Here is a 2,059-nt window from a genome sequence, read left to right as displayed (position 1 = left end):
GACTACAGCTCCTGCCGCAACCACTGCATATTCGCCGATTGTAACGCCGGGACAAACTGTAACGTTCATTCCAAGACAGGCATTCTTTTTGATTGAGACTTTTCCGTAGGTGTATTTTGTATGTCGCTCATTAAAGTCGTGATTAATTGTAGCAATGCGAAGGCCGGGAGCAATGCAAACTCCGTCGCCAAACTCTATTCCACCGGAAGCCGACAAAATGGCAGAATGATTAATGAAGACATTTTTTCCAAACTTTACGCGGTTTCCAAAGTCGCAGATAAAAGGTGTGAGAATGCGAACATCATCCAGTTTTCGGTCAAAAAGTTCTTCCAGGTCAGAAACGTAACTTTCGTCATCGGGCATCTTTGCATTTGCAATCGCGCAGAGTTTTCGCGCTCTCATCATTTCGCTAACGGCTTCCTTAAAATAAGGCTCACGAACATCTGTCGGTCCGCCTTTTTCCATAAGTTCATAAACATAGCCTGGGGTGTAGTCCATAGCTTCCTCCTTGGTTTTACATCTTAATTATAAGCGACACATGTCTTTTTATTAAGAACAGGTTATGGTATAATGCCGTTTAAACGACAGATGTTGCAAATATGCCTATTAAACAGGCTTTTCCGGAGGAAAGATGGCTGAAGAGAAACTCGACCCGCGCATTATCCGCACAAAGGAAGCGATTCAGACAGTTTTTAAGCAGCTGGTTTGTGAACTGCCTTATGAAAAAATTACAGTAAAGGCGATTACTGAGGCGGCCAGAATCAACCGCAATACTTTTTATCTTCATTATAATTGTGTGGATGATGTGCTTGCAGAAATTCAGGCAAAGCATTCCAGCGAATACTCTGCTATAGTTTCGGGATTTGACCAGCTTAAGGATACGGATAAACTGGTGCGCTCCTTTTTTGAATACATGGAAGCTCAGGATGATTTTTTCAAGCGTGTGACCTGTGACAGCCGTTTTGACTATATCCGCGAAAGAATGCAGAACCGGGTTACAAAGCAGGCTTCGGAATCTCGTCCTCTGAAAGGAATAGAGCAGAGCGTGCGCAACATTCTTTTGACTTTTAATAACTGCGTAGTTCTGCTTTACCGCCAGTGGGTTGCCGACGGTCGTAAGATTCCTATGGAAGAAATGATTGAGCTTGCGACGACCTTACTGGAAAAAGGGATGAGGGGATTTAGAAATAAGTAAAACAATTTCCTGTTTATAAAAAAACTCATATTGACAATCATCTATGTATCATTTATAGTGCACATTTAGATACTTATCAATATGAGGTTTCCTATGAACGAATCAGAAATCGCTCTTATCTGCAAGGCTTTGGGTGATGAGAACCGCGTCCAGATTATAAAAATGCTGACAGGCGGAGAATTATGTGCCTGTAAAATCCTTGACGCCTTTTATATCACTCAGCCTACTCTTTCTCATCACATGAAGATTCTTACAGAATGTAATCTTGTTTATTCACGAAAAGAAGGTAAGTGGACTTATTATTCAATAAACTGCGAAAAGTTTTCTGAGTTTAAAAGCGCTATAGCTGAGTTTACCTGTAAAAATGATGATTCGAAAAAATCAACCGGCAAGTGCTGCTGCAAGGGTTAGTGATTATGGGAAGTTTTATTCAAAATCAGATTCTTGGAATGCAGTGGCTCCAGGCTCTTATCGGAAAATTACTTTCTGCTGCCGGGCTTGATGTCGAAAGCCGCATTGGCGGAAGTCTTCATTTTTTCCTTTATGATGTAATTAAAATCACAATTCTTTTTTTTGTACTGATATTTTTGATTTCATACATTCAGTCATATTTTCCGCCTGAGCGTAGTAAAAAAATATTGTCACACTGCAAGGGATTTTCTGCCCGCATAATTGCAGCTCTTTTGGGGACGGTAACATCGTTTTGTTCCTGTTCTTCAATTCCGCTTTTTATGGGATTTACGACAGCAGGACTTCCGCTTGGTGTTACCTTCAGCTTTTTGATTTCTTCACCAATGGTTGATTTTGCGTCGCTCATTTTGCTGACCAGTATTTTCGGCTGGAAGATTGCGATTGCCTATGTTA

At 40.9% G+C, this 2,059-nt stretch carries 4 protein-coding genes; 3 read left to right on the top strand and 1 reads right to left on the bottom strand.

The window, feature by feature from the left end:
• A partial coding sequence (locus tag ACKI5B_RS12905) for an LbetaH domain-containing protein (RefSeq protein WP_407429421.1) occupies positions 1–498 on the bottom strand: 498 nt, incomplete at its 3' end.
• Positions 499–631: 133 nt separating this feature from the next.
• On the opposite strand from ACKI5B_RS12905, the gene ACKI5B_RS12900 reads away from it, so the two are divergent.
• The 3 genes from ACKI5B_RS12900 to ACKI5B_RS12890 form a co-directional block, all read left to right on the top strand.
• Positions 632–1,195, top strand: a complete 564-nt coding sequence (locus ACKI5B_RS12900) for a TetR/AcrR family transcriptional regulator (RefSeq protein WP_407429419.1) — start codon at positions 632–634, stop codon at positions 1,193–1,195.
• A 93-nt stretch (positions 1,196–1,288) separates the two neighbouring features.
• A complete protein-coding gene (locus ACKI5B_RS12895; RefSeq protein WP_407429417.1) occupies positions 1,289–1,606 on the top strand; it encodes an ArsR/SmtB family transcription factor in 318 nt (105 codons plus the stop codon).
• A 5-nt stretch (positions 1,607–1,611) separates the two neighbouring features.
• Positions 1,612–2,059: permease (locus ACKI5B_RS12890; RefSeq protein ID WP_407429415.1), on the top strand; the 448-nt coding region annotated here is incomplete at its 3' end.

The organism is Treponema sp. (genome assembly GCF_045657965.1).
In the GTDB taxonomy this organism is placed as follows: domain Bacteria; phylum Spirochaetota; class Spirochaetia; order Treponematales; family Treponemataceae; genus Treponema_D.
The sequence above is the reverse complement of the archived record's forward strand: the minus strand, read 5'-3'. Positions and strand labels throughout refer to the sequence as shown.

Coding starts and splice junctions, on each gene's coding strand:
- ACKI5B_RS12900 (WP_407429419.1), top strand. CDS start 632: ATGGCTGAAGAGAAACTCGACCCGCGCATTATCCGCACAAAGGAAGCG.
- ACKI5B_RS12895 (WP_407429417.1), top strand. CDS start 1,289: ATGAACGAATCAGAAATCGCTCTTATCTGCAAGGCTTTGGGTGATGAG.